Genomic DNA, 22,553 nt, shown 5'->3' with positions numbered 1-22,553 from the left:
TTGAGAGACTGTTTATGCGCCGCGTCCACGCCGTCATCCTGTCCCTGCTGCTGTTGTCCCTGAGCGCCTGCGCGCTGTTCCCCAACCGCGACCCGGTGAACATCAACGTGGTCGGCCTCGAACCCTTGCCGAGCCAGGACCTGGAAGTGCGTTTCGCCCTCAAGTTGCGGGTGCAGAACCCCAATGAGACGGCCATCGACTACAACGGCATCGCCCTGGATCTGGAGGTCAATGGCCGTCCCTTGGCCTCGGGTGTCAGTGATCAGGTCGGCTCGATTCCGCGCTTCTCGGAAACCGTGGTCAGCGTACCGGTCAGCGTGTCCGCGTTCTCGGTGCTGCGCCAGACCCTCGGCCTGAGTCAGACCCAAACCCTCGATAACCTGCCCTACGTGCTGCGCGGCAAACTGGCGGGCGGAGTGTTCGGCACCATGCGCTTTGTCGACAGTGGCAAGCTCAGCTTGCCGAAAGCGACTGCCGCGACCTGGTAACCCACTCAACACACAAATCTCCTGTAGGAGTGAGCCTGCTCGCGATAGCGTCGTGTCAGTCAATAAGCTATTGGCTGATCTGGCGCCATCGCGAGCAGGCTCACTCCTACAGGTTATGTGTCGGTGCGGAGGTTATGCGGTGAACCGCACGCCCGGCTTGGCCCGTTCATCAACCGACAACTCAAACACATCCGGCCGCGCATAATGGCCGACCACATCGTAGTCATAACGCGCCCGAATCAACTCGTCGGTATCAATTTCCGCCGTCAGCAACCCCGCCTCTCCGCGCAACGGCCCGGCCAGCACATCGCCCATCGGCCCGACGATCACGCTGCCGCCGGCAATCAACGGCCGATCCGCCGGCCAGTTGGCGATGTCCACGCCCAGTTCGGTCGGTGAGGCTTGCACCTGACAGGCGCTGACCACAAAGCAACGGCCCTCATGGGCGATGTGGCGCATGCTGACTTGCCACATCTCGCGCTCATCCACCGTCGGCGCGCACCACACTTCAATACCCTTGGCGTACATCGCGGTGCGCAGCAGCGGCATCATGTTTTCCCAGCAGACCACGGCGCCGAGCCTGCCGACCTGAGTGTCGAGCACCGGCAGCGTCGAGCCGTCGCCCTTGCCCCAGATCAGCCGTTCAGTGCCAGTCGGCATCAGCTTGCGATGCTTGGCCACCAGCCCCGCTTGCGGGTCGAAATACAGCGCCGTGCAATACAGCGTGCTGCCGGCGCGCTCGATCACGCCAATCACCAGATTGGCCCCGGTGCGCGCCGATAGACCGGCCAACGCTTCGGTCTCGGCCCCCGGCACATCGATGGCGTTGGCGAAGTAACGCGCAAAGGCCTCCCGGCCCTCGGGCAAGCGATAACCCAGCTGGGTGCCAAAACCCTCGCCTTTCGGATAGCCACCGAGCAGCGCTTCGGGCATCACCACCAGTGCCGCGCCGGACTCGCTGATCGCGCTTTCCCAACTCAGAATCTGTTCCAGGGTTGCACCTGTGCCATCGGGCAAGGCGCCGATCTGCAGGGCAGCAACAATTGATTTGGGCATCGCGTTCACTCCATCAGGTTCAAGTGTTGCCGATTCTGCGGCGGCGCGGGATCATGAATAAAGACCGATTGACTGCTGAATGATATGAGCCAAATGAATATCGCAACGGTTGACCTCAACCTGCTGAAAGTCTTCGAAGCCCTGCATGAAGAGTCCAGCGCCAGCCGTGCGGCGTTGCGTCTGGGCGTGACGCAATCGGCGGTCAGCGCTGCGTTGCGGCGGTTGCGCGAGGTGTATGGCGATCAGTTGTTCGTGCGTACTGGTCGCGGGCTGGCGCCGACGCTCAAGGCCGATCAACTGAAACCGGTAGTCAGCGAGGCGCTGAACAAGTGCCGGCAGAGCCTGGCGATGGTCGATCCGGCGGCGCATCACTACGAAGGGCGTTCAGTGACGGTGGGCCTGTCGGATGATTTCGAAATCGCCTATGGCCGGCGCCTGATCGAAGAGATCGCCCGCCGCGCGCCGAAACTGCGACTGATCTTCCGCCAGACCCACAGCCAGATCGTCGCCCGTACGCTGATGGAGCGCAGCATCGACCTGGCGATCACCGCCGGCGGCTTTGCCGAACGCCTGCTCAGTCGTCAGGTATTGGGTGAAGGGGATTATGCGTGTCTGGTCGACCCGGGCAGCCTGGCCGCCGGGCAACAGTCGATCGATTTGCAGGAGTTCGTCGCCCGCGAGCACATTCTGGTGTCCTCGGGCGGTTTTATCGGCATCACCGATGAAGGGCTGGCGGCGCTGGGCCTGAGTCGCCGGGTCTGCGCCTCGACCACGCACTTCGCGGCGCTGCCGCATCTGCTCAAGGGCAGCGGCGCGGTGGCCACGATCCCGACGCATGCCGCCGAGGCCATCGCCTCCCTTAGCGGACTGCTGTTGCTGCCCTGCCCGCTGGCCTTGCCGCGCTACCCGATCGAACTGGGCTGGCGCACCAGCGCGCAGATCGATCCGGTGGTGATCACGGTGCGTGAGGCAATCATGGCGGCGTTCAACACGCCCTAAGCTGCGCTTACTTGTTGGCGGCCATCAGCCGGTTGACTTCACTGCGCACCATGTTGGCGAATTCCGGCGGGGACATGCCGTCAAGTTCGGCGCGCACCCACTCGGCCCATTTGCCCTTGCGCTTGGAGCGTTCGCCGAACAACCGTGCGGCTTCGCCTTTGGCTTTGCCCAGATTGTTCTGCCAGAGTTCGAACAGACGGGATTTCTCGTCTTCCAGCGCAGCGCGCTCGGCGAGGGATTTGTCGGCCAGATTGAAACTCATGGGGAAATACCTGCTGCGTAAAATGGCGACATCTTACACGCTCGACGGAAATCTCCCGCGCAGGTTTTTCTTTCGCACCTAAAATCAGTGCAACTTTTCGGACAGCGTCGCACTCCATTGATCACTGTCCATTCACCAGCAAGGAGTTACCCAATGGCCCGCAAATCCAACGTGCAAGCCGCCGCAGACCAAATCAAGGATCAAGCGTTCAGTGAACTCCAGGCGCTGATCGAAGAGTCCGACAAACTGCTCAAGAGCAGCGCATCGCTGGTCGGCGAAGAAGCGGAAACCCTGCGCGGGCAAATCGCGCAAAAGCTGCAACAGGCACTGGATTCCGTGTCGAGCGTGCGTGAGCGCACCAAACCAGCGGTCGAAGCCACTGAAAGCTACATTGGTGGTCATCCATGGCAGACCGTGGCGATTTCCGCCGGTTTCGGTCTGGTGGTGGGCCTGCTGCTCGGTCGTCGTTGATCGACGTTTGTCAGATCGCATTGTTTAAGACCTGACAATAAACCTGTGGCGAGGGAGCTTGCTCCCGCTGGACTGCGCAGCAGTCCCCCTGTTCTCAAGTAGACAAAGGGGGCCGCTTCACAACCCGGCGGGAGCAAGCTCCCTCGCCACATTGGTTATCTGACAATTATTCCCCGGCCAGCTCGCGCAACTGCCCCAGCGTCTGCTCGTCCAGCACGATGCCATCAGCCAGCGACCTGGCGCGCTGCAAGTGGCGGCGATCGCCCGGCAAGCGCTTGAGCCCGACACCGTGCATCTGTCGCACCAGCTCCTCACTGCGCTCGGCAAAACTCTGCCCGGCGGCCTTGCTCGGATCGATGACGATCAGCAACTGTCCGGTCCACGGGGTCTTGGCGCCGGGATGGTTCGACCAGTCGAACTCAAAGGAAAAGTTGCCCCCGGTCAGCGCCGCCGCCAGCAACTCGACCATCATCGACAGCGCCGAGCCCTTGTGCCCGCCGAACGGCAGCAGCGCCCCGCCTTCGAGAATGGCTTTCGGATCCTGCGTCGCCTGGCCGAGGCTGTCCACGCCCATTCCCGCAGGCAGGCGCTCACCCTTGCGCGCGGCGATCTGTACGTCGCCATGAGCAAGCGCGCTGGTCGCCAGATCGAAGACAATCGGCGCACCACCGGCCCGAGGCGCGGCAAAAGCAATCGGGTTGGTCCCGAACAACGGCCGGTCGGCACCATGGGGCACCACACAGGTCATGCTGTTGACCACGCTCAACGCCACCAATCCTTCTTCGGCGAACGGTTCGACGTCCGGCCACAGGGCCGCGAAGTGGTGGGAATTGCGGATCGCCAACACGGCAATCCCGGCATTGCGCGCCTTCTCCACCAACAGTGGCCGGGCGGCGGCCAGCGCGGGCTGGGCGAAACCATTGCCGGCGTCGACCCGCACAAAACCGGACGCGACGTCCTCGACTTGCGGCACCGCCTGACCGTTGACCCAGCCACTCTTGAGGGTCGACACGTACCCGGGAATCCGGAACACCCCATGGCTGTGCGCACCGTCACGCTCGGCGCCGGCACAATTGGCGGCCAGTGAACGGGCAACGTCGGCGGAGGTGCCGTGACGCCGGAAAATCGTTTCAAGCAGTTGCGTCAGCGCTTCGAGTGACAACGATGGCGAGACAGCAGAGGACACATGATCGTGTGGCGCAGACATCTGAAGCTCCAGACTAATTATTGGAGGGAACAACAGCGTGTGAACGACTTGCCCGTCGATTAACCACGTCAGGCCCGGGTGCTGTCAACCGTTCAGGTGTTCGATACGCGCTGCCCGGCACATTTCCAGGCTTTGTGTGCGGTAACTATGTACCACCCTCACCCGCCCCGAGCCTTCTAGGGTGTGGTCTCCTTCCCTACGGCGCTTGTATCCGCGCCCTGATAGAGACCCGACAATGTCTGCGTCAGTCACCCCACTGTTGTTCTCGCAGGTTCTGCATGCTCCCGGATCATGGCGCTCGCTGGGCCCAGCCCACGGTCTGTCGACCAAGGATTTCGACTGGTTGGCGCATGTGCAACTGGCAACTGAATCACTGCGTCGCCAACAGACGCCACCGATGCTGGCCCACCGTGTGTTGCTGCAAACCGCCACACCGCCGGCCGTGGTGCTGGCGGGCAGTTTTATCCTCAGCAGTACCCCGGATGATCGAGCCTTCCTGCTTTACACGCCCTTCGACGGCCTGAAAAAATTCGACAGCCTCGCCACCGTGACCCGCCACCTTGAACAACGCCTGGCCAAGGCCGATGAAGACGATCGCCTGCTGGCCTTGCTCGGCGTCGAGCAACGCAAGTCTCTGCTGGAAAAGCGCGGTATCAACGTGACCTTCCAGCTCATCGAGGGCGACGTGTTCGACGATCAAAAAGCTGCGGTCGAACACGCTCAGCGCCTCAACGCTCAAGACATGCTCCATGAATTGCTGCACCTGCCCAAGCTCGATACGTTGCTTGCCGAGATACTCAAGGATCAGCTCGATACCGTCATGCCCGGGGTGGATCAAGCCCTTACACAGGTGAGCGTTCAGGCGTCCTCGCCGCCCGACGGCGTAACGGCACAAACGATGACGCTGGGCCACGCAGTCCTGTTGCAGTACCGATATTCGGGCTGGCCCGGCGCGCACTTGCCTGCCTACGCCCATCCACGGAAGCCGGCACTGGCGACTGACCCCGAGCATTGGCAAGCGGCCGTGAACAGCGTGTCCGGCCAACTGCTCGCTCGGTTGTACCAGCGCATGGAACGCTATTGGAACGGCGCATCCGCCGACGGCATGACCCGGCGGGCATTCTTCAGCCGGGTGCTGCGCGAACAGGCGCGGGCCGACATCCTGCTCAAGCGCGAGGCCGGCATCATCGAGCCCAGTCAATGCAACAACCTGTTGGCGCGGCTCGATCCGCACGGCACGTCGGGAAGACGGGGCACGCTGGAGGTCATACGCCTGTGGCAATACCAGCCCAATGCGGTCGAGCTGGCCGGGTCGCTGATGCTCAGTGACACCGATGCCTGCCTGTACACGCCGAGCCGAGGGCTGCAAGTCCTCAAGGACTACCAGGACCTCAATGACACCCTGCTGAGCAAGTTCAAAACCCCCGGCCACAATGATGAACTGTATGGCTTGTTGAGCCTTGAAGAGCGCCAACGCTTCATCGGGTTCGACCAGCCGCAAGTGTCGGGCGAAGCGATCAGTGGCGATATTTTCAAGGTGCTGCTGGAAGCCATCATTACCAAGCAACGCCAGAACATCGAATACGTCCTGCAGGTGTTCCGCCACAGTGATGGAGCACCCGACATTTCGGCCCTGTTCGACAAGGCGCTGGATATTCGCTCGATGCTCCACGAACGCCTGCTCGAACTCGATACCGGGGGCCGCTGGAGCACCCGTCTGGCGATCACTGGCAGCCAGTTGCCCTCGATGTTGCTGGCGGACGTCGCGGCCACGCAAATCAAGGTATTCAACAGCGTGCTGCCAGAAGTCACCGAGGCTTTTGCGGCGCAACCACTTGCCCCTCCGGCGCGGCAGCGCAGCCATGTGCAAGGTCTCCTGGCCCCACTGGCCCACCTGCTGTTTGTCGGGATCACGGGCGAAGCGCAGATGTGGGTCCTCAACGGCAACCAGCGGCGGCCCGAGCAAGCGATTGTCGACACAGTGTTCAACGCTGACCGCCCGGAACGTCATCACCGCAACGGACTCAATGGTTTCCGTCCGGACGCCTGGTCGCTCACCGTACAGAGCACCGGGCATGACGACGAACTGCCGTTGGCCAACTGCGTCCTGCTGACCGAACGCGGCGGGCTCGACCCACAGAACTCCGGGCGCGCCGTGTTGTGGACACCGGCCATGGGCCTGGAAGTGTTCGCCTCCATCGACAGCGCCCGCCAGGTGTTGAACCAGCGCTTGGGCCATCCGGTAAAACGCCTGGCCTTGCTGGAAAACCTCTCGGCGTTCAGCGATGGAGTTCATCAGCGTTACACGCTGGGTGCGCTGCACCTGATCACTGACAATGTGCTGCACAACCGTACGCAATCGGCCATCGAGCAGTTTCATCAACAGTGCGAACGGGTACGCGGCCTGAAGCTGGCACAATCCCGCGAGGAGCAGGCCCTCAAAGCCCTGGCTGGACAACTGATCAACGTTAATCTGCCCAGAGCAATCGCGCTGGCCACGGCACTTGAGCGCCAACAGACGCTGCCCGCGTGGCTGGGCATGGCCACGCTCGACGAACAGCAACTGCACCTGGAATTGCTCGAGCAATGGCGTCACAGCGTCGTCGATGACAAGGATTACCTGCACGGTTTGCCCACTTTGCGCGAACACGTCCAACAGCGCCTCAAAACATTGCTGAGCAGCCGCTATCAGGCACCGAACCTTGACCCGCAACACATCGAAATCAAACCGCTGCTGGCCCTCGCCGCCCCGGCCACGAACCTGGTCGACTTTGCGCTGAACCACACCAGCGTCGCCGGGCAAATCCGCTTCACGGTCGCATCGAGCGGTGTCCACGCCCTGCCGAAAGGGTTCGACCAACAGGCCGTGCGCACTCTGCTGCAGTCGCTGGATATCCCGGCCTTCGCCACTGCCCATCATTCGCTCCTCACAGGCGATGCGGCCACTGCTGCCCCGCGCAAACAACGGTTCATCCGCCAATTGCCCTGGCAGCTTTTGCAGCACGCTCATCAGATGAAGTTGCAGCAGCGACTGTCCGGCAAGGCGTTTGATTTGTTGAGCCAAGTGCTGGACATGCCCGACGCGCTCGCCCGGGCTGCGGTGCCGGGCGCCAATGCCATGATCCGCCCGGTGCAGTTGATCAAGACTGCGGGGGCTGCGGCGATCAAGGCGCTGGGCCTGTACCTGATCGGGCCGGTATCCGGCCAAGCCGGGCCGCAAGTGCTCTATTCGCCCGGTCACGGTGAACGCGTCTTCAGCGAATTCGAGAACGACGCAGCGGTGGTCGCCGCCTTCAACCTGCCGGGAGCCCTGCAGGACCTGCTGCTGCGCCGCCTGCCTGAAGATCAACAATCGATCTTTGGCGCCCTGCTCAAGGACAGTGCCGGCCAGACCAGCGAAATCCAGCTGGCGCGATCGGCGATCGACGGCCATGCATTGGAATATTTTTTCACCGACAACCTGGCGTTGCTCTCGCGGTTGCTGCACAGCCACGTAATACCGGGTGCGCAGGAAGATTGGGAGGCGGCGAAAAACCTGTTCAGCTCGACGATCAAACCGATTGCAGGACTGCTGCCGGGCAAACTGGCCTATGTGCAGTTTCTCTGGCACAGCTACAAGGACTTTCTCGCCTCCGCCGAACCGCTGCAAGATCATCACTGGACCCGCGCACTCGCCGCGTTCATTGCCGGGGGCGCCGAGATGGTGTCTCTGGGACGTTTGTCACTGGAGTCGACCCTGGCCAGCCAGGATGTTGCGTCTGCGCCAGCCGTTGCGACGCCGCTCAGCGTCCCCCACTGGTCGCAGATCAAGCCGACAGCCTCGGCCCGCACGACCTTGCAAACGTTCGAAGCACCGTCCATTGCCCTGAAAGACCTGACGCCCCATCCGGCCGACGGCACCTATCAGGACCTTGTCAGCAAAACCCGCTACGCCGCGATTGCCGGCAAAGTCTATGCGGTGGAGCGCCCCGGGGCGGTCTGGCGCATCAAGGGCACCGACCACGCGGGGCCAGTGTTGCAGCACACCGCGTCCGGGCAACTGGTGCTCGACCCGGATCGGCACACGGTGCATTTTGGCAAGGCACTGTCGAAAATGTATGACGCGTACGCCAATGAACGGCAGACCCGCCTGCCCATAAACATCGAAGCCCGAGGCATGACGGAAATTCGCGCCAGGCACCCGGAAAAGGCGTGGATGCTCATACAGGCGATTGATCTGGCGCGCTTCTATGCCTTCAACAGCCTGCACAACCTGGCCCAACTGAAGAACCATGCTCCCGGCACCCGACTGGACACCTTCCTGAAGGCATTTTTTGACGTGCCGCGCCTCGACGCCGACGTGCTGGCGAAAATAAAACAGGTGATCACCCCGGTCTGCACCGCACTGGTGGACCCGACCGAAGACCTGATGAACACCGAGCGCTTTGTCGTCGGTTCAAACAAATACCGACACACGGGCCTGATTGCCTTCGTGCTGGATAACGACTCGACCCGAAAAGTGCATTTCACCGAAACCTTCTTCAATCAGGGACTCGAGTGGTATCACGACGGCCTGACCGAACCGTTCGATGTTCAAGGCCATGCCCGGGCGGCAACGTTGATTCATGAGTTCGCGCATCAATTCTCCAAAGCTGTGGACATTGCGTCACTGGAGGCCCGACGGCCGTTTGTCGATCTGATTTCGACGATTACCCACTACGGTGCAGAGTTGAAGGAAAGTCAGACGCGTTTTCAGCGTGAAGCGCTGTCGCTGGCAACACCCCACGAGGAACTGTTTTCGGTCTGGAACCGCGAGCTGCGCGCGTGGGTCAGCCTGGATTCGATCCCTTACCTGTCCCATGTCGGCAAGGAAATTCTCAAGACCACTGCTTGCTCGACCCTGGAGGATGCACGCAAGGCGTTTCTCGACTCGCACAATCCTGTCGTCCGAATCGACACGATCCTGCGCAACGCCGACTCGATTGCCTTCCTGATCTGTGAGATGGGCCGGCAACTGGACCCGGTCACGCAAGCGGTCGAAGGGCTCGCCTGAACGGCAAAAAAAAACGCAGGCCCTTGGGCCTGCGTATTCGCGTGCGGTGGATCAATGTCAGTCTTTCTGATCACGCAGGATGTTGCCGGAGTTGCCGTCAATGCGGAACTCGTAGACCACGCCGTCAGCCTTGCGCCCCTCGCCTTTCCAGTAGCCGTCGTTGTCGGCTTCGATCTCATACACTTCGACATAACCGGCCTTGGTCTTCACGATCTCGATCGCCTTCTCGATGGTCACCCAGCCTGCGCCTGGACGGTCGGCCATGGCGGCACCGGCACTCAACAGGGCGGCAGTGGCAACAACAGCGGCAAAGGTTTTTTTGATCATTTTTTCACTCCATTTGTGGATGATGTTTCGTCAGATGTCCTGTTTTTGGGCGTCGGGCGGAAAAATAAGTTCCACTTTGATGGGCAATTGCCATGACTGATGTTCTCGGCGCCTTGCCCGCAGGGTTAGAATGCAGCAAATCAGGACGAGTCAATGACCCAAGAAACCCTCTCGGAAGCCGAATACGATGCGATCACCGATGCCGCCGCGCACTGGTGCATGCGTCTGCATGCGGTCGACTGCTCCGCCGAGGAGCGTCTGGCTTTCGAGCAATGGCGCGACGCGCATCCGCTGCATGCCTTCGAATACGAAGCCATGCTGGAAATCTGGGACGTTGCCGAACATTTGCCGCGCCCTCTGCCGACAACCGAGGCAGCGTTGAACGTGCCGCTGAATGCGCCGTTGCACGCACCGGTTCGCGCCTGGCGTCGTTACGCAATGGCCGCCAGTGTCTGCGCCCTGGCGTTGCCCTTGGCCGCTTACAGCGGCTGGCAACTGGGCTGGTTGCCCAACAGCTACCAGCACTTCGCAGCCACCGACAATGTCCGTCAGGTCACCTTGAACGATGGCAGCCAGGTCGAGCTCAACCTCAACACCGAACTGACGTTCAGCAATTACAAGGACGAGCGCCGGGTCACGCTGAAAAAAGGCGAAGCCTTTTTCGAAGTCAGCCACGACCTCGCCCATCCCTTTGTCGTCCGGGCCGCCGAAGGCAAGATCCGCGTGACCGGCACCCGTTTCAATGTCTGGCGCTATGAAGATCAAGTGCGTGTCAACCTGATCGAAGGCTCGGTGCTGGTCACCAGCAACGCTGCACTGCCCGGCGATGGCTTGCGCCTGGGGCCGGCGATGCAGGCGCAGTACAAGCGTGGCGACTACATGCCACAGATCAGCCAGACCTACTCAAACGATAACGCGCTCGCCTGGCGCAGCGGCAAACTGGTGCTGGACAACCTCGCACTGAACGAAGCCCTGCCCCTGATCAATCGTTATCTGAGCAAGCCACTGAAACTGGCCGATGCCAGCACCGGCGCGATTCGCGTCGGCGGCGTCTACAACATCAAAGAGCTCGGCGGTCTCGTCAACAGCTTGCCCAAGGTGCTGCCGGTCTACCTGACCCGCAATACCGAGGGTGATCCGGTGATCAACTCGATGCCTCGCCAGCCACCAAAGACCTGAAATCCGCCCCTAAAAAAGCCGCTGCCCCTGTTCAGGGTGCAGCGGCTTTTTCGTTCACGTCGCGATCAATCGCTCACTGCGCCGCCACCTTGGCCGGCTGCTGCGGGACCTCGCGAACCGCCTGCACCTGATACTGCGGATCGGCGGTGATTTGCTGCTGCGTGAACGGCAACACGCTCCACTGCTTTTTCGAAAACGCCTCGGTCTGGTCCCGGGAATATTTCGAAGCCGGATCACTGGACAGGGAAAACGCCAACAGCCCTTGGGCCTGCGGGCCTTTGTCGTCGAAGGTCACCACTTGCAGATAGCTGGTGCCGCTGACCACTTCGAGCTTGCCGTCTTCACGCGGCACACTCTGGATCGCGTTGTAGATCCCCAGCGTCCCCGGCCCGCCGTGAATCGCGGTTTGCTGCGCGCCGCTGCTGACCACCTGAATATCGCCCCAGCGGGTGTCCGGCTTGAGGCCCATTTTCTCGGCAGTGGCGGCCGAAGCCAGCATCGCCTCACGCAGCACCTTGGCCACCGCCGGTTGCTCGATCGCCAGACCGCGTGGAGTGTGTTGCGGATCTTTCGGATCGAACGGCACGCGCCATACATCCGGCGCCTCGAGCAAGGCCTGCATAATGTTCTGGAAATGCACCAGGCCGACGCCGGAATCCAGATTGGCCCGGCCGTCCCACGCTTTGAGGCCGGTGCAAACCGGCTTCAGTGTCGCCGCGTCCGCAGCCAGATCAGCCGCGCAGAACTTCAACAGGTCAGGCAGCACCTGAGTCGCCAGGTACACGTTGTCATCCATCACCATCTGTTGCAGGTCCTTCACCGCCACCGGCCCTTGCTTGCCCAGCGTGCTCAGACGCTCCAGAGCAAACCGCGCCCGCAGACCCAACGGCTGACCCTCCTGGCTGATCAGCGGCGAGAAACCGCTCAGCGGCTGCGCCGGATTCGCCAGCCACGCCGAGTCATTGGAATGCTGCACGAAGTCCTTGCGCAGCAATTGCGGCAACTGGCTGGCGGCATAGATGCCCGGTTGCGCCGCTTGTGGGTCGATATCCCAGGCGCAGGCACGGCGCGAACCGTCCAGCACAATCATCTGCAACCCGGCGCGCGGATCGCTGCACTGGGCGAGTTTGTCGGCGCTGACGTTCGGCACCACCGACAGGTTCATGTAGAGCGTCTGGCCCTTGTCGTCCACCGCCAGGGTGTTGACCCACGGGATGCCCTGAATCTTGTGCACCGAGTCCTGCAGGTCCTTGAGGTTGGCCGCCTGATTCATCGCGTACCACTGCGTCAGCACACGATCGTTACCCAGGTTGGCGTCGCGCAGGCTGTAAGCGTACTGATGGTCCCAGTCGAGTTTGCCCGGCCACTGCACAATCGGGCCGAACACCGAACTGTAAATCTCCCGCGCCACCGGCAGCACCTGGCCATCCGCCTGTTTGACCTGCACGGTCACGGTCTGCTTGTTCAGCGGCAGCGACTGGCCGTCCAGCAGGTAGCGGGTCGGATCTTTCGGATCGAGCTGCAGGCGATACAGGGTGAAGTGCTTGGACGAGTCGACCGTATGGGTCCAGGCCAGATGCTGGTTGAAGCCGATGTTGATCATCGGCAGCCCCGGCAAGGCTGCGCCCATGACGTCGAGTTTGCCGGGAATGGTCAGGTGCATCTGGTAAAAACGCATGCCGCCAACCCACGGAAAGTGCGGGTTGGCCAGCAGCATGCCGCGACCGTTGAACGAGCGCTCGCTGCCGATCGCCACCGCGTTGCTGCCGCGATCCAGAGCGAAGCGCTGCAGGCGCGCGTCCGCCAGTTGATACGCCTGCGCATCATGGCTGACCTGGGCCGACGCCTGCGGCGGTGTGGCGCCGGCCAACGCCTCGGCAAACTGCCCGACACCGCCCTCGACCAGCAGGCGGCGCGTGAGTTTGACCAGGTCTTCGGCAGCGATATCTCGCACCCACTCGCCCTGACATTGCTGCGGCAAACCTTGCTGCCGACGTTCGGCCAGATAGCGGTTGTAACCCGCGGCATAACCTTGCACCAGATCGTGCACGGCGGTCGGTTGCGCGTCCCAGAACGCCTTCACGGCTTCAGGGGTGTTAAGCCACGTAAAGAACAGGTCGCTGACGCGGTTTTCGCGCTCCTCGACCGTGAGCTGATCCGGCCCGAAATAACGCGAACGCTGACCATTGACCGTGACGATCTCGTTGGCCAGCAGGCACAGGTTGTCCTGGGCATAGGCGTAACCGATGCCGAAACCCAGGCCCCGCTCGTTTTCCGCGCGAATGTGCGGCACGCCAAACCCGGTACGCCGAATCTCGGCGCTGGCCTGTGCACTGGTGGACGGCGTGGCGGGACTGAACGCATGGGCCGACAGACTGAGCCCGAGAAACGCACTGGCAAGGGCCAGCCCGGTTAACTGCCTGGAAATAATCACACACGCTCCTGTTCGAAAGGACAAGGATCGACGCGCGCGCCGGATCCGCTCTGAAGTTGACGCCTGCGCCTGGGCGCAAGGGGGCTGTTCAGGAAACGAATCGGGAGAAAAAAATTTAGCCTCGACAACGGCCGGGCAATCCCGTGATTACGGGAAAACAACGAATAAGCGACAAAATTTCTACATATTTCCTTTCATGATTCGCCGTGCTGAAACGTCTTGTTCTTTGAGAGCTGGCAAAACGTTTCCTGATCAGGCTCTGCAAAGGAGTAATCCCATGTACAACTCGCAACTACCAACGGACGGTAGCCAGGCGTCACAAGGAGCTTCCATGAGCCCTAGCGCGAGCAGTTTCGCACCAAGCCCCGAACGATCGGGCAATGAGCGCATTCGCCTGCTGCTCAAGAGCTTCGGCCTGCGCACCAGCCTGATTCGCCTGAAAGTCATCGACGCCCTGCTGGTCGCCGCACAAAGCGACCGACGCCTGGGGGTGCGCGGCGTGCACAGTCAGTTGCTCGACCTCGACGTGCCGCTGTCGTTTCTCAGTGTGCGTGAAGTGTTGAAGCGGCTGTGCGCCGAAGGTGTGGTCACCTTCAACCCGGACAAGAGTTACAGCCTGCATCCACAGGCTGCTGCAGTGCTCAATAACGATTGAAGCATCCCGCGATCGCCGTCAGGGTTTGACCTTGCGGCGCATCACCCCGTTGATCACCACCACGACCACCGCCACACCGATGGCGATGTACTGGAACATCTTCTCGCTGATCATCCCGGCGTTCTGCAGCCAGGACAGGCCGAGCATGATCGCCAGCACCGACAGGGCGATCAGGATCGAGTATTTCAAACGTTGCTTCTGGGTCATTGCGGGTTCCTGAAACTTTCAAATGTATCCGGTTTGTATCCGATTGCATGCCATGCACATACCCTGTTGCGGGGATGAGCCGCGGCGAACGCGGTCTCATGTTACAGCCGATGAAGAGTTTTGGCTTCATGACGGCGTAACCATGAGGATTTCTGAAATGTTCCGTCGAATCACCTGGCTGATTCCCCTCCTTGCCGTACTGACCCTGAGTGGCTGCATCATTTTCCCTCACGGCGGCTGGCACGACGACCACCATCGCTACCAGGAAGGCCCCGGTTATTACCATCGATAGAACAGGAACGTTCGCCTGCCGGTGCCGCTGAAGTGCCGGTGGAGAAACACCACAAGTCTTTTCCGTGCAGACCATGCCCGCCACCCGGCGGGCATTTTTGTGGGTGCGCCGCCCCCGGAAAAACGCCTGTTCGAATCGCGCATCGATTGACTTAAATACGTTGTAAGCATTTGAAATCTCGTGTCGCAGCAAAGCATTGGCTGCTGCGACCGCTCTGCCTCTAGTCTCTGCGCACTTTCTCCACCAGTGGAACAGGGACGTTATGCAGAGAACTTTGATCGTAATGGGACCGGTGCAAATCATTGGATTCTGCCTGGCCATTACCGCTTTTGAACTGATCACCTACATGGCGAGCGACATGATCATGCCCGCCATGTTGTCGGTCACCGACGAATTCCACGCCGATGCCCGGCATGTACCCAACGCTTTCAATCTGTACCTGATTGGCGGCGTCTGCCTGCAATGGCTGATCGGCCCCCTCTCCGACCGCTACGGCAGACGCCGGCTGCTGTTGCTCGGCTGTGCGCTGTTCGGCCTGGCGTGCAGCGCCGCTGTCATGACCCAGCGCATTGAGGCCTTCAACGCGTTGCGCCTGATTCAAGGCATGGGCCTGGGTTTCGTGATTGCGGTGAGCTACCCGACGCTGCAAGAAGTGTTCTGCGAAGCGGACGCGGTGCGGCTCATGGCCTTGCTGGGCAACGTGGCGCTGTTGTCGCCACTGCTCGGGCCGTTGCTCGGCAGTCTTCTATTGGAATGGCTGAGCTGGCGTCAGTTGTTTCTCGGCCTCGGTGCCGCGAGCGCGATAATCTGGCTCGGTCTGTTGGCGTGGATGCCGGAAACCATTGGCGTCGTACGCCGCGACGGCCAGCAACAGGCCCCGGCGCCGTTCTCGTTCAGGCAGATGGGCCAGCGTTACCTTGCCCTGTTGCGCAACCGACGCTTCGTCGCCAGCAGCCTGGCCCTGGGCCTGATGAGCCTGCCGCTGATTGCCTGGATCGGCCTTGCGCCAGTGCTGCTCATGCAGCGCCTGGAACTGTCTGCAATGGCGTATGGCCTGTGGCAGATCCCGGTGTTCTCGGCGGTGATCGTCGGCAATCTGCTGCTTGACCGGTTGCTGGCCGATCACTCGCTGATACGCGTGATTGCACTGGCCTTGTGGCCCTTCTGCCTCGGGCTGCTGCTGTTGATCGCCGCGTCACTCGGCTCGACCTCTTTGATACTGACCGTCGCCGGTCTTGCCCTGTACGCACTCGGCCTAGGCATGAGCAATGCCGCGCTGTACCGGCTGGCACTGTTCGCCAGCGATGACGGCAAAGGCCTGGTGTCGGCGATGATCGGCATGCTGTCGATCGCCGTGATGGGCGGCGGTGGAACGCTCATTGCACTCATCGGCGGCGGCCGCAGCCTGCAATCCTTCGCCCTGTGGGCAGCCCTCGGCGGGCTGCTGTGCCTGCCCCTGCTTTACCGCCTTCTGCGCAACAGCTCATCGGCGCCCGCAACGCCGAACGCACCTCAATAAGGACATTCAATGACTCGCTTCCCCCACAGCGATGCGCTTTGCGCGTTGCCGCACCCCTATTGCCCGGATTCCGTGCCCGGCGGGCTGTTCGATCTGGCCATGGTTGAAATCACCCGGTTCCACGCCGCCCACACGCCCGGTTACGGTCAGTGGTTGCGCGCGCACTCAATCGAGGTCGATGCACTGGACACCGTGCACGACTGGTCGCACCTGCCACCGATTTTCGCCAGTTTCTTCAAGCAACATTTGCTGCTCAGCCCCACTGGCGCGGACGCCCTGGAACTGACCTCCTCCGGGACCAGCGGGCAGAAAAGCCGCATGCGCTACGACAGCCGCAGCCTCGCGGCGGCGCAGTACATGGTCGAGCGGATATTCGCCCAGTACGGCTGGATCACGCCGCACACGCCGTGCAATTACCTGCTGCTGAGCTACGAGCCCGAGCAGCGGATCACCCTGGGAACCTCCTTCACTGACCAATTCCTGTGCCGCTTTGCCCCGGTCAACCGGACCGTGTACGCGCTGCGGGCGAATGGCGACGGTCACCAGTTTGATCTGTTCGGTGTGATCGCCGCCTTGCAGGTATTCGCCGAAGAAGGCCTGCCCGTTCGGATCTTCGGCTTCCCGGCGTTTCTTTGGGAAACCCTGCAACGCATGCGCGCCACCGGCGTGGCGGATCTGCAACTGCCGGCCGGATCACTGGCTTTTTTCGGCGGCGGCTGGAAAACCCGTGCCGCCGAAGAAGTCCCGAAACAGCAGCTGTATGCGCGTATCGAGCAACAACTGGGCATCAACGTACAGGATTGCCGCGATGGCTACGGTGCGGTCGAGCACGCGGTGCCTTACATCGAGTGCGCCCATCATCGCTTTCATGTGCCGGTCTACGCGAAGGTATACGTGCGCAATCCGCAGGATTTTTCCGTGGTGCCGTACGGGCAGCGCGGCCTGCTCAGCCTGGTTTCGCCCTACATTTCCTCGAGTCCGGCGCACGCGGTGGTCATGAGTGACCTTGCCACGCTGCACCCCGGCTCAAGTTGCGGTTGCGGCTTGCTCAGCGACTGGTTCGAGCTGCATGGACGCGCCGGCACCACAGCGGCCAGAAGCTGTGCGATGGCCGCCTCCGAACTGCTGGGGAGGCACTGACATGTACCTGATCAATGGACATCTTTACGCCGACGGCAACCTCGACAACGCCTTGCAGCAACTGGTCGAGGAGCTGCCACAACGGCTGCAGACCCCGCTTCAGACCAGCACGCTGCTGACCGCCGCCAAGGCCTTCGCCGAACGCTTGCAGCAGCAGACTTCGGCGCTGGTGCTCGATGCCGGGCAACGCCAAGCGCTGATCGATTTCTGCCAGCCCGCCGCGCTGCAGGCCAAGCTGGATCGTGAACTCGGTCCGCAGCCCGATTCACTGCGCCGTATCGACGATCGACTGTCGCGCTTCGAACGCTGGGGCCCGTTGGGCCTGGTGGTGCACATCACCCCGGCCAATGCTCCGCTGCTGGCGTTCTGCGCAGTGCTCGAAAGCCTGTTGAGCGGTAACGTCAACTGGTTGCGCCCGAGCAGCAGCGACGGCGGTTTCACCGCGCAATTGCTCCAGGCGCTGCTCGAATGTGATCCGACTGGGCAACTGAGCGGTTACGTTGCGGTGCTGCCGGCGACCACCGCGCAAATCGGCCAACTGTGCCAACACGCCAACGGCGTCGCAGCCTGGGGTGGCGAAAACGCGCTGCACGCCATCCGCCAACAGCTCGCGCCAGGCTGTCGCTGGATCGACTGGGGGCACCGCATCAGTATGGTTTACCTGAGCCCGGACGCCGCATCGCCAGCGGTGCTCGACGCCATCGTCGATGAAGTCTGCCGCCTCGATCAGCAAGCCTGTTCCAGCCCGCAATGGCTGCTGGTCGACAGTGACGACGCGGCCGTCATGCGCGACATCGGCGCGCAAGTGGCGCAGGCCTTCGAACGCCGTGCCGGTCACTGGCCGGCCCTCACGCCGACCTTTGAGGAAGCCTCGCAAATCACCACCTGCACGGCAATGGCGCAGTTGGCGCAGAGCTTCGTCGGGCAAACCGGGCAAGTCTGGAATACACCCGGCTGGCGCGTGATCTGGGGCCATGACCGCCAGCTCGAACCGTCAGCGCTGTTTCGCAGCCTGCTGCTCAAACCGGTGCCCCGCGACATGCTCGCAGCGACGCTGCTGCCGTGGCGCAACGTGCTGCAGAGCTGCGCCTTGCTCTGTCCCGAGGCACAGACCGGTGAACTGGCGCAAACGCTGATCGCCGCCGGGGTCACGCGCATTGCGCCAATCGAAGCCATTCACGATGGCTACGACGGCGAACCGCATGACGGGGTCTACGCCCTGCAGCGCCTGAGCCGACGGGTGTCGGTCAGCTTGCCGCCGACCACGTTGGCGCGCCACGCCACGCTTGATCCGCAGCCCGCGCCGACGCTGCTGGTCGGGGTGCCGATCATGGACAAAAAAGCCTTTACCCGGCAGCCACCCGCCCCAGACGCACAGCTGTATTTTCGCTCCGGGGGCAGCAGTGGCACACCCGCGCTTTCCGCATTCAGTTACCGCGATTTCCAGCGCCAGATGCGGGCCGCTGCCGATGGTCTGCGTGCGGCCGGGCTCGATCCGGCGCACGATCGGGTCATGAACCTGTTCTTCAGCGGCGGGCTGTACGGCGGATTCTCCAGCTTCGCCAAGGTGCTGGAACACCTCGAAGCCAGGCACTGGCCGATGGGCGCTCCGGCTGACGACGATTACCGCGAAATCGCGCAACTGATCGTCGACCAGCAAATCACCGTGCTGATCGGTATGCCCGGCACCCTGCACCGCTTGTTTCTCAACGAACAGCAGACGCTGCGACGCTATGGCGCCGTCGACAAAGTGTTTCTTGGCGGCGAACACCTCAGCGAGCAAACCCGCGCATTGCTGCACAGCTGCGGTGTCAGGCTGATTCGTTCGGCAATTTACGGCAGCGTCGACGCAGGGCCTTTGGGTCACGCCTGCGAAGCCACGGTCGACGGCGTCTTCCACCTGATGAGCGATATCCAGCATCTGGAAATCGTCGACTTCGAACACGACACGCCAGTCGGCGCAGGCCAGTCCGGCCGGCTGCTGGTGACCTCCCGCGAACGCCAGGGCCAATCCGTGCGCCGCTATGACATCGGTGACAGCGGGCGCTGGCTGCCCGGCCGGTGTGCCTGCGGTCTGACCTCGCCGCGCTTTGAACTGCTGGAACGTCACGGCACCTTGCTGCGTATTGGCACCGACTTCATTTCTCTGACGACGCTGGCGCAACACCTGCGAGTGCCGTTTCAACTGGTCCTCGATCACGACCCCGACGGTCTGGAGCGCCTGCACGTGCACTGCCCGTTGCCAGCGTCTGACATCCGGCGACGACTGCTGAACGACCCGAAGCTGACCACCCTGGTGCAGACCGGGTTGCTCACGCTGGCCGTCGAGCACTGTGCCGTCGAGCAGTTTTCCCGAAACAGGCACAGCGGCAAGACGCCGACAGTGATTGATAACCGCCGCTGACCGCATCCACCTGCACGCGGCCCACCGCTACCTTTTTCAAGAAAAGACTATGAACACGATCATTGAATTGAACACCTTGCTCGGCTATACCCGCCGCCACTCGGCGTACTACCGCGAGCATCTCAAGGGCGTGGCTGCGCCCATCGCCGCACTAAGCGAATTGCCCCTGACCGACCCCGAGCACTACTGGCGTGGCAGCCAGAACCCCGAGCAATGGCCAGTGTTGACCGGCGCCCTGGACGATGCGCTGGTGTTCAAGACCGGCGGCACCACCGGTTCAGGCAAGCTTTCGCTGTTCACCCGCGGCGAATGGCAAACCCTGGTGCGCGATTTCGGTCGCCAGCTCACGGCGCAACTGAAACCCGCTGATCGCGTGGCCAATCTGTTTTTCGTCGGTGAGCTGTATGCGAGTTTCGTGTTCATCCACGACGCCTTGGCCCATGTCGAAACACCGGTAAGTGAGTTTCCGTTTACCGGAGCAGTCGACAATGCCGTGCTCGCCGCCTCAGTCGTCGCGTACCGGATCAACGTGTTGGCGGGTGTACCGGCGCAGCTGCTGAAATTCGCCGCCTGGCTTGAACGTGAGGCACAGACACTGGATGGGGTCGACACCGTGCTTTACGGCGGTGAAAGCCTGTTCGCCGCGCAGCAGCAATTGCTGGGCCGGGTGTTCCCGAATGCGCGTATCGCTTCGATCGGCTATGCCAGCGTCGATGCCGGGCTGATCGGCTCCAGCGACCGCGACTGCGCCTGGGGCGAACACCGGATGCAGGAGCATCACAGTCTGCTGGAGATCATTGATGAAGTGAGCGGCGAGGTCATCGAAGAATCGGACCGCACCGGACGGCTGGTGCTGACCAACCTCACCCGCCGATTGATGCCGGTGATCCGCTATCCCGTCGGGGACCTGGCGCGTTGGTGCGAACCGCCCGGGACGCCAATGCGCAAGTTCGCCCTGATGGGCCGCAGCATGCATAGCCAGCGCGTGCGGGTGGGCGTGTTAAGCCTGGACACCGGCGATATTGGCGAGCTGGTGCAGCGCATCGGCGCCAGCGACGATTGGCAATTGCTCATTGAACAGCGAGGGAAAAAAGACCGGCTGAGTCTGCGCTGGGTACCGGCTGCACCTGCGCACGACATCCCCCTGACAAACTCTGCACTACGGCAGGCGCTGACCGCTCAATACGAATTGATCGAACAACTGCAGGTCGATCAGTTACTTGAGTTGCAGGTGATCGCCTGCGCAAGCGATGAACTGGCTTGTCATCCGCGCTCCGGCAAGCGCCAGCGGGTCGTCGACCATCGCGATTACGCGGCCTCCTGCCAGAGGCCCGGGTGATGAACCCGGTCATCCTACGCCGCTATCGCCTCAGCGATGCGCCGGCGGTCAGTAGCCTGTTCCGGGAAATCTACGGCGACCATTACGTACAACCCCACGTCTACCTGCCCTGCATGATCAGCCAGAACCACTGCGATGGTCGCTGGCACTCGCTGGTGGCACTGGTCAATGACAACATCCGCGGGCACGCCACGTTGTTTCGCCAGGCTACCTGCCATTCATCGACCGCGGAACTGGCGCTGAGTGTGGTGCACCCGGACACGCGCGGGCAGAACATTGCCACGCTGTTGGGCCAACAGTTGCTGATCCATGCGCAGGCCCTCGATTACCGGGGCGTCACGATCAAACAGGTGACACAGCACCCGTACACCCAGCGCATGGCCGCGGGGCTGGGGTTTCACAGCTGCGGGCTGTTGCCGGACTACGTGCCCTCACCGTTTGGCGGCTCCGGACGCGAGACCATCGTTGTCGGTTATTGCAGCATTGACGGCTATCGACGCCCGCTGCCGGCGCTGGCCTGGCCCGTGGCGTGTCGCGAGCTGATGCTGCACCTGCAAACCGTATTTGGCATCGCTGACAAAACCCCGCCGTGGAAGGGACCGAAGGTGCACTTCGAACATGCCTCGGGGCGTTACGACGTGACACTCAAGGCGCTGGATGAAAACCTGCTCAAACAGTTAGGGCAATTGCCTGCGCAGTGGCTGACGTCGATCCGCCTGCGACTCGCCGACGGCTTTGCCGACGCAACGGAAGATCTGGCTGCAGTGGGTTTCGCTTTCACCGGGATTGTCCCCGATGACCGCAGCGACGGCTGGCTGGCGTTGTTCCATCGCGGCTATCAGCCCGCCACGCTGACCTTGCACTGCCCGCACATGCAGCACCTGCAGGCTCAGGCGCGGGCGCTCGCTGAAATGCACCGGAACCAGAAATGAAAACGGCCCGCCCAAATGATGGGCGGGCCGTACAGGTTCGGCTTAAGCCTTGGCCTTGACGCCTTGATCTACCGGTTTTGGCGCGTTGCCTTCACCGTAGGTCTTCAGGTTCTGCAGGACGTAGATCGCCTTTTTATATTCAGGGATCAGGTTCTTGCCGTAGGCGTTGCCATTGAGGCCGTTGCTCTGGATGGCGTCGAGCTGGGTGGCGAAATACTCCAGCGCGTTGAATTTGGCATCAACGTCCTTGGTCACGCCGAAACGGTCGAACTTGTCGCCGGCATTGAGCAAGGTGAAGGAAGTGATCTCGGAGATCAGGCCGCGGCTGCGCAGGAAAACGCTCAGATTGCCCAGTTGCTTGACCGAGGTATTCGACGGATCAAAACCCTTGATGTTCTTGCGCAGGCCCTGCTTGTCCATTTCCGCAGTGTTCAGCGCGTTCGGGTCGTTGCCGACCATGGTCAGCATCTGCTGCACCTTGACGCTCTGATTCACCTGCTTTTTCGCGCCGGTATTGCGCACCAGCACCCCTGCCTTGCTCTCCCAGCCGCCGACAATGCCGATCGTCATGAGAAGACTCCCTGTAGAAAAACCATGAAATGTCCTTGGT

Annotated in this window: 19 protein-coding genes; 12 read left to right on the top strand and 7 right to left on the bottom strand. The window is 62.0% G+C overall.

Going from position 1 to position 22,553, the window contains the following annotated elements; translation table 11 throughout:
- Window positions 1–14: 14 nt before the first annotated feature.
- Window positions 15–488, top strand: coding sequence for an LEA type 2 family protein (locus J5M57_RS08135; protein ID WP_207849464.1), 474 nt, complete (start codon window positions 15–17; stop codon window positions 486–488).
- Between the two features lie 132 nt (window positions 489–620).
- Here J5M57_RS08135 and J5M57_RS08130 read toward each other — a convergent pair whose 3' ends face one another.
- Window positions 621–1,544, bottom strand: a complete 924-nt coding sequence (locus J5M57_RS08130; RefSeq protein WP_083369194.1) for a carbon-nitrogen hydrolase family protein — start codon at window positions 1,542–1,544, stop codon at window positions 621–623.
- 84 nt (window positions 1,545–1,628) lie between these two features.
- Between J5M57_RS08130 and J5M57_RS08125 the strand changes: the two genes are divergently transcribed.
- On the top strand, window positions 1,629–2,543 hold the full coding sequence (locus J5M57_RS08125) for a LysR substrate-binding domain-containing protein (RefSeq protein WP_207849465.1): 915 nt from the start codon (window positions 1,629–1,631) through the stop codon (window positions 2,541–2,543).
- A 7-nt stretch (window positions 2,544–2,550) separates the two neighbouring features.
- Here the strand turns inward: J5M57_RS08125 and J5M57_RS08120 are convergent, their stop codons facing one another.
- Window positions 2,551–2,805 (bottom strand): hypothetical protein, encoded by a 255-nt coding sequence (locus J5M57_RS08120; protein WP_003224595.1) that lies wholly within the window; start codon window positions 2,803–2,805, stop codon window positions 2,551–2,553.
- A 153-nt stretch (window positions 2,806–2,958) separates the two neighbouring features.
- On the opposite strand from J5M57_RS08120, the gene J5M57_RS08115 reads away from it, so the two are divergent.
- On the top strand, window positions 2,959–3,276 hold the full coding sequence (locus J5M57_RS08115; protein WP_064587425.1) for a DUF883 family protein: 318 nt from the start codon (window positions 2,959–2,961) through the stop codon (window positions 3,274–3,276).
- A 166-nt stretch (window positions 3,277–3,442) separates the two neighbouring features.
- On the opposite strand, the gene J5M57_RS08110 is transcribed toward J5M57_RS08115, so the two are convergent.
- Window positions 3,443–4,483, bottom strand: a complete 1,041-nt coding sequence (locus J5M57_RS08110) for an Ldh family oxidoreductase (RefSeq protein WP_207849466.1) — start codon at window positions 4,481–4,483, stop codon at window positions 3,443–3,445.
- A 235-nt stretch (window positions 4,484–4,718) separates the two neighbouring features.
- On the opposite strand from J5M57_RS08110, the gene J5M57_RS08105 reads away from it, so the two are divergent.
- On the top strand, window positions 4,719–9,515 hold the full coding sequence (locus J5M57_RS08105; RefSeq protein ID WP_207849467.1) for a DUF6543 domain-containing protein: 4,797 nt from the start codon (window positions 4,719–4,721) through the stop codon (window positions 9,513–9,515).
- Between the two features lie 57 nt (window positions 9,516–9,572).
- On the opposite strand, the gene J5M57_RS08100 is transcribed toward J5M57_RS08105, so the two are convergent.
- Window positions 9,573–9,842, bottom strand: coding sequence for a PepSY domain-containing protein (locus J5M57_RS08100; protein ID WP_064587422.1), 270 nt, complete (start codon window positions 9,840–9,842; stop codon window positions 9,573–9,575).
- A gap of 153 nt (window positions 9,843–9,995) precedes the next feature.
- Here J5M57_RS08100 and J5M57_RS08095 point away from each other — a divergent pair, with 153 nt between their 5' ends.
- Window positions 9,996–11,021, top strand: coding sequence for a FecR family protein (locus tag J5M57_RS08095; protein ID WP_169841801.1), 1,026 nt, complete (start codon window positions 9,996–9,998; stop codon window positions 11,019–11,021).
- 73 nt (window positions 11,022–11,094) lie between these two features.
- Here J5M57_RS08095 and J5M57_RS08090 read toward each other — a convergent pair whose 3' ends face one another.
- Complete coding sequence (locus J5M57_RS08090; protein WP_207849468.1) at window positions 11,095–13,455, bottom strand: acylase; 2,361 nt, start codon at window positions 13,453–13,455, stop codon at window positions 11,095–11,097.
- Between the two features lie 277 nt (window positions 13,456–13,732).
- Here J5M57_RS08090 and J5M57_RS08085 point away from each other — a divergent pair, with 277 nt between their 5' ends.
- Complete coding sequence (locus J5M57_RS08085; protein WP_064587419.1) at window positions 13,733–14,110, top strand: hypothetical protein; 378 nt, start codon at window positions 13,733–13,735, stop codon at window positions 14,108–14,110.
- A gap of 18 nt (window positions 14,111–14,128) precedes the next feature.
- Here J5M57_RS08085 and J5M57_RS08080 read toward each other — a convergent pair whose 3' ends face one another.
- A complete protein-coding gene (locus tag J5M57_RS08080; protein ID WP_025109975.1) occupies window positions 14,129–14,317 on the bottom strand; it encodes a hypothetical protein in 189 nt (62 codons plus the stop codon).
- A gap of 157 nt (window positions 14,318–14,474) precedes the next feature.
- On the opposite strand from J5M57_RS08080, the gene J5M57_RS29075 reads away from it, so the two are divergent.
- From J5M57_RS29075 to J5M57_RS08055, 6 genes are all read left to right on the top strand, one after another.
- Complete coding sequence (locus tag J5M57_RS29075) at window positions 14,475–14,609, top strand: hypothetical protein (RefSeq protein WP_257737114.1); 135 nt, start codon at window positions 14,475–14,477, stop codon at window positions 14,607–14,609.
- A gap of 262 nt (window positions 14,610–14,871) precedes the next feature.
- Complete coding sequence (locus J5M57_RS08075) at window positions 14,872–16,128, top strand: MFS transporter (protein ID WP_207849469.1); 1,257 nt, start codon at window positions 14,872–14,874, stop codon at window positions 16,126–16,128.
- Window positions 16,129–16,137: 9 nt separating this feature from the next.
- The gene (locus J5M57_RS08070; protein ID WP_207849470.1) at window positions 16,138–17,268 is read left to right on the top strand and encodes an acyl-protein synthase; all 1,131 of its coding nucleotides are present in this window, start codon (window positions 16,138–16,140) and stop codon (window positions 17,266–17,268) included.
- Between the two features lies 1 nt (window position 17,269).
- On the top strand, window positions 17,270–19,672 hold the full coding sequence (locus J5M57_RS08065) for an aldehyde dehydrogenase family protein (RefSeq protein ID WP_207849471.1): 2,403 nt from the start codon (window positions 17,270–17,272) through the stop codon (window positions 19,670–19,672).
- A gap of 49 nt (window positions 19,673–19,721) precedes the next feature.
- Complete coding sequence (locus tag J5M57_RS08060) at window positions 19,722–21,011, top strand: phenylacetate--CoA ligase family protein (RefSeq protein WP_207849472.1); 1,290 nt, start codon at window positions 19,722–19,724, stop codon at window positions 21,009–21,011.
- Entirely contained in the window at window positions 21,011–21,943 is a 933-nt protein-coding gene (locus J5M57_RS08055; protein WP_169841807.1) for a GNAT family N-acetyltransferase, read from the top strand. The genes J5M57_RS08060 and J5M57_RS08055 overlap by 1 nt, the downstream gene beginning before the upstream one ends.
- 42 nt (window positions 21,944–21,985) lie before the next feature.
- On the opposite strand, the gene J5M57_RS08050 is transcribed toward J5M57_RS08055, so the two are convergent.
- A complete protein-coding gene (locus J5M57_RS08050; protein ID WP_064587413.1) occupies window positions 21,986–22,513 on the bottom strand; it encodes a hypothetical protein in 528 nt (175 codons plus the stop codon).
- Window positions 22,514–22,553: the final 40 nt, after the last annotated feature.

Origin of the sequence: Pseudomonas sp. 86_A (assembly GCF_017491705.1) — a bacterium.
Classification (GTDB): domain Bacteria; phylum Pseudomonadota; class Gammaproteobacteria; order Pseudomonadales; family Pseudomonadaceae; genus Aquipseudomonas; species Aquipseudomonas koreensis.
Note: the sequence above shows the minus strand (reverse complement) of the source record. Positions and strands in the feature narration are given on the sequence as shown.

Excerpts from the sequence above, each read along its gene's own strand:
- J5M57_RS08055 (WP_169841807.1), top strand. The coding sequence starts at position 21,011 with ATGAACCCGGTCATCCTACGCCGCTATCGCCTCAGCGATGCGCCGGCG.
- J5M57_RS08085 (WP_064587419.1), top strand. The coding sequence starts at position 13,733 with ATGTACAACTCGCAACTACCAACGGACGGTAGCCAGGCGTCACAAGGA.
- J5M57_RS08080 (WP_025109975.1), bottom strand. The coding sequence starts at position 14,317 with ATGACCCAGAAGCAACGTTTGAAATACTCGATCCTGATCGCCCTGTCG.
- J5M57_RS08115 (WP_064587425.1), top strand. The coding sequence starts at position 2,959 with ATGGCCCGCAAATCCAACGTGCAAGCCGCCGCAGACCAAATCAAGGAT.
- J5M57_RS08120 (WP_003224595.1), bottom strand. The coding sequence starts at position 2,805 with ATGAGTTTCAATCTGGCCGACAAATCCCTCGCCGAGCGCGCTGCGCTG.
- J5M57_RS29075 (WP_257737114.1), top strand. The coding sequence starts at position 14,475 with ATGTTCCGTCGAATCACCTGGCTGATTCCCCTCCTTGCCGTACTGACC.
- J5M57_RS08070 (WP_207849470.1), top strand. The coding sequence starts at position 16,138 with ATGACTCGCTTCCCCCACAGCGATGCGCTTTGCGCGTTGCCGCACCCC.
- J5M57_RS08065 (WP_207849471.1), top strand. The coding sequence starts at position 17,270 with ATGTACCTGATCAATGGACATCTTTACGCCGACGGCAACCTCGACAAC.
- J5M57_RS08075 (WP_207849469.1), top strand. The coding sequence starts at position 14,872 with ATGCAGAGAACTTTGATCGTAATGGGACCGGTGCAAATCATTGGATTC.
- J5M57_RS08110 (WP_207849466.1), bottom strand. The coding sequence starts at position 4,483 with ATGTCTGCGCCACACGATCATGTGTCCTCTGCTGTCTCGCCATCGTTG.
- J5M57_RS08105 (WP_207849467.1), top strand. The coding sequence starts at position 4,719 with ATGTCTGCGTCAGTCACCCCACTGTTGTTCTCGCAGGTTCTGCATGCT.
- J5M57_RS08100 (WP_064587422.1), bottom strand. The coding sequence starts at position 9,842 with ATGATCAAAAAAACCTTTGCCGCTGTTGTTGCCACTGCCGCCCTGTTG.
- J5M57_RS08095 (WP_169841801.1), top strand. The coding sequence starts at position 9,996 with ATGACCCAAGAAACCCTCTCGGAAGCCGAATACGATGCGATCACCGAT.
- J5M57_RS08130 (WP_083369194.1), bottom strand. The coding sequence starts at position 1,544 with ATGCCCAAATCAATTGTTGCTGCCCTGCAGATCGGCGCCTTGCCCGAT.
- J5M57_RS08050 (WP_064587413.1), bottom strand. The coding sequence starts at position 22,513 with ATGACGATCGGCATTGTCGGCGGCTGGGAGAGCAAGGCAGGGGTGCTG.
- J5M57_RS08135 (WP_207849464.1), top strand. The coding sequence starts at position 15 with ATGCGCCGCGTCCACGCCGTCATCCTGTCCCTGCTGCTGTTGTCCCTG.
- J5M57_RS08125 (WP_207849465.1), top strand. The coding sequence starts at position 1,629 with ATGAGCCAAATGAATATCGCAACGGTTGACCTCAACCTGCTGAAAGTC.
- J5M57_RS08060 (WP_207849472.1), top strand. The coding sequence starts at position 19,722 with ATGAACACGATCATTGAATTGAACACCTTGCTCGGCTATACCCGCCGC.